Source organism: Nonomuraea sp. NPDC005730, from assembly GCF_040630865.1.
In the GTDB taxonomy this organism is placed as follows: Bacteria; Actinomycetota; Actinomycetes; order Streptosporangiales; family Streptosporangiaceae; genus Nonomuraea.
The window spans coordinates 1-3,923 of sequence record NZ_JBEXYK010000133.1 but is presented as its reverse complement, the minus strand read 5'-3'; the positions used below and the strand labels follow the sequence as shown (position 1 = coordinate 3,923).

Genomic DNA, 3,923 nt, shown 5'->3' with positions numbered 1-3,923 from the left:
GGGAAGATCACCCGTTCTACCGGATCTCCGTTCTCATGTCTTGATCACCGCAGGGCTAGACGATCCAGCCCCAGCCCTAACTAACCGGCATTGCCCCTAGGGGGCGTCTGGTCCTCGCGGAGGAGAGGCTCCCGGCGTTTCGCGTGCCAGGATGGAAGGCGTAGTCGAGACGAGGGGCGGCCGTAATGTTCAATCAGATCGCCTGGTTGCCGTTGTGCGCCGGGGTGACGGCGGTAGGGCTGGTGCTGAGCTTCCTGGCCTTCAGGCGCCGGGGCGCGGCTGCGGGGATGAGGCTGGCGGCCTGGTCCCTGCTGCCGGTGGCGGCCTACCTGACCGGCGCGCTCAGCGCGCTGTGGACGATCGGGGCGACCGCGGTGGGGTTCGTCACCGGGCTGGTGCTCAACCCGATGGTGTGGGCCGGTGTGGCCGTGGCGGGCCTGGCCGCCGTGCTCTTCGTGGTCTCCGGGGTGATGCGCGGCCGCAGGCTGTCCGTGAGGCGCAAGAAGAAGGCCGCTCCCGAGCCGGGCGGGAAGCCGCCGGTTCAGCCCGTAGCGAACAAACCCCAGCCGTCGGTGGCCCCGAAGACCCCCAAGAACGACGATGACTTCTCCGATATCGAAGCGCTTCTGAAGCGTCGCGGCATCAGCTGATTTCGGACAGAAACGGTCCAGGATCGGCACTGTCACAGTTCCGAGACCCAACCGGGACGGGCCGTAGACATTCACATCAAGATCGATACGAATAAGTTTCGCGTCAATCACAGTTGAGCCACATCGAGCGCTGAGGGACTGGTCACACCAGCTCAGGCCATAGATTCTGCCTCCTGGGGCCGCGACTCTGCGGACTCGCCTTGCACGGGCGCACTACCCTGACCGGGTCGCGCCGACACGGACGACGTCGTCTGGAATCCAGGGGGCCACTGGCATGACCGCACCGCTCGATGTTCCTGACTCGGCCGTCGAGGCCGGGCCGGAGACCGTTCTTGAGGGGGCGGAGTCTTCAGTCATCCGGGGGCGTTCCCTCGGGCAGATCGCCTGGATGCGCCTCAAGCGCGACCGCGTCGCGATGATCGGCGGCATCGTCATCGTCCTGCTGATCCTCGTGGCGATCTTCGCGCCGGTGCTGGTGTCGTGGTTCGGTCACGACCCGGCCGAATGGCACCGGGAGAAGATCGACCCGGCGATCCAGGCTCCGATCGGCGCCTTCGGTGGCATGAGCTGGGACTTCCTGTTCGGTGTCGAGCCCACCACGGGCCGCGACCTGTTCAGCCGAATCCTGTACGGCGCCCGCATCTCGCTGCTGATCGCGTTCTTCGCGACCCTGCTGTGCGTGGTGATCGGCACCGTGATGGGGATGATCGCCGGCTTCTTCGGCGGCTGGATCGACACCGTCATCTCCCGCCTCATGGACATCTTCCTCGCCTTCCCGCTGCTGGTGTTCGCGCTGGCGCTGGCCGGCGTCATCCCCGACAAGGCGTTCGGCATGTCGGGCGACACCCTCAGGATCAGCCTGCTGGTGTTCATCATCGGCTTCTTCAACTGGCCCTACATCGGGCGCATCATCCGGGGCCAGACGCTCTCCCTGCGCGAGCGGGAGTTCGTCGACGCCTCCAGAAGCCTGGGCGCGCGCAGTCACACGATCCTGTTCAAGGAGATCCTGCCCAACCTGCTCGCGCCGATCCTCGTGTACTCGACGCTGCTGATCCCGTCGAACATCCTGTTCGAGGCCGCACTCTCCTTCCTCGGCGTGGGCGTGCGGCCGCCGACCCCGACGTGGGGAGGCATGCTGGCTGAGGCCGTCCACAACTACGACGTGGCGCCCAACTTCATGATCTTCCCCGGCCTCGCGATCTTCGTCACCGTGCTGGCGTTCAACCTGCTCGGTGACGGTCTTCGGGACGCCTTCGATCCCAAGGCCCGATAAGGCCTCGTGAGTAGTTATCCGCAAGTTCTCTCAACTCCTAGATTCAAGGGGTGTGTCAGGTCGATGAAGATGAGATCTAAGGCGTCGGCGATCGCGGTGACCGCCGCTCTCGCCGTGGTCGTCTCCGCGTGTGGTGGCGGCGGCGGTGGCAGCAAGAACACCAGCGGCTCGGGCAGCGACGACAAGCCGTCCAGCAAGTACAACGCGGGCGTGACGGCGGTCATCAACCCGTCGGAGAAGGTCGGCGGCACCCTCCACATGGGCATGCCCGGCGACTTCGACTCGGTCGACCCGGGCGACATGTACTACGGCTACGCCTGGAACTTCGCCCGCCTCTACACGCGCGCGCTCACCATGTTCAAGCCGGTCCCCGGCGAGGAGGGCCTGCAGCTCGTCGGCGACCTGGCCGAGGGCCTGGGCACGCCGAGCGACGGCGGCAAGACGTGGACGTACAAGCTGCGCAAGGGCGTCAAGTTCGAGGACGGCACCCCGGTGACCTCCAAGGACGTCAAGTACGGCGTGGCGCGCTCGCTGGACAAGGACATCCTGCCCAGCGGCCCGACGTACTTCAACGACTGGCTCGACGTCGGCAGCTACACCGGCCCGTACAAGATGAAGAACAAGCTCGACGACTTCAAGGCGATCGAGACCCCCGACGACCAGACCATCGTCTTCCACCTGAAGAAGGCGTACGGCGGTTTCGACTACTTCGCCATGCTCCCGCAGACGGCCCCCGTGCCCGAGGCCAAGGACACCGGCTCGAAGTACAAGGAGCACCCGGTCGCGACCGGCCCGTACATGTTCAAGGCGCACGAGCTCACCAAGCGCATCGAGCTCGTCAAGAACCCGAACTGGGACGCGGCGACCGACCCCAACCGCAAGCAGCTCAACGACTCGATCGAGGTGCTGCTGGGCCAGAACGAGGACGACCTCGACCAGCGCCTGCTCTCCGGCAAGATCGACGTCAAGGTCAACAGCACCGGCGTGGCGGCCAACGCCCGCAAGACGGTCCTGACCGACGAGAAGGCCAAGCAGTACGCCGACTCGGCCCCGATCGACCGCACCTGGTTCACCAACATCAACGGTGACGTGCCGCCGTTCGACAACATCCACTGCCGCAAGGCCGTGCTGTACGCGACGGACCGCTCGGCCATCCAGGGCGCCTACGGCGGCCCGGACGCCGGTGGCGACATCGCCCTCAGCCTCATGCCGGCCAAGATGACCGGCTACCAGAAGATCGACCCCTACGGCGTCGAGGCCAACCCGACCGGTGACATCGCCAAGGCCAAGGAAGAACTGGCGGCCTGCGGCCAGCCCAACGGCTTCAGCACCACCATCTCCTTCCGCAACGAGCGCTCGGCCGAGAAGCAGACCGCCGAGTCGCTGCAGCAGTCGCTCGGCCGCGTGGGCATCAAGCTGGAGCTCAAGGGCTTCCCGCAGGGTGACTACTTCAAGCTGTACGCCGGCAAGCCCGACTTCGCCAAGAAGAACAACCTGGGCCTCATGGTCTACGGCTGGGGCGCCGACTACCCCGAGGGCTTCGGCTTCTTCCAGCAGATCGTCGACAGCCGGGTCATCCGTCCCGCCGGTAACACCAACCTCGGCGTGAAGGACCCCAAGATCGACGAGCTGATCGACCAGGCCGCGGGCGAGACCGACGCGACCAAGCGCAACAGCATCTGGGCCGCCGTCGACAAGCAGGTCATGGAGTCGGGCTACATCCTTCCCTACGTCTGGGCGCACGGCCTGTTCTACCGCCCGCCGCAGCTGAAGAACGTCTTCGTCTCCCAGAACTGGGGCATGTACGAGTTCCTCACGCTGAGCACCCAGTAGCAACGGCGCCAACTGCCGGAACGTCCCGTACCGAAAGCAGGTGAAGGCTTCGGCGGCCGGGCCCCCACCGGCCCGCCCCCCAATGCCGAGAAAAAGTGTAAAAAAAAAAAAAAAAGGGTTTTATATGGCCTGAATGATCTAGTAGTTGTGTGGATACCCACCTTAGC

General features: G+C 65.3%; 3 protein-coding genes. All 3 read left to right on the top strand.

The genetic code is table 11. The annotated features are described in order from the left end of the window. Window positions 1-185: 185 nt before the first annotated feature. Window positions 186-650, top strand: a complete 465-nt coding sequence (locus ABZ444_RS51305; protein ID WP_358012680.1) for a cellulose synthase — start codon at window positions 186-188, stop codon at window positions 648-650. 274 nt (window positions 651-924) lie between these two features. Next, window positions 925-1,923 (top strand): ABC transporter permease, encoded by a 999-nt coding sequence (locus tag ABZ444_RS51300; protein ID WP_358012678.1) that lies wholly within the window; start codon window positions 925-927, stop codon window positions 1,921-1,923. A gap of 63 nt (window positions 1,924-1,986) precedes the next feature. Next, window positions 1,987-3,756 carry an ABC transporter substrate-binding protein gene (locus ABZ444_RS51295; RefSeq protein ID WP_358012676.1) on the top strand — a complete coding sequence of 590 codons (1,770 nt, stop codon included), beginning with the start codon at window positions 1,987-1,989 and terminating at the stop codon, window positions 3,754-3,756. Window positions 3,757-3,923: the final 167 nt, after the last annotated feature.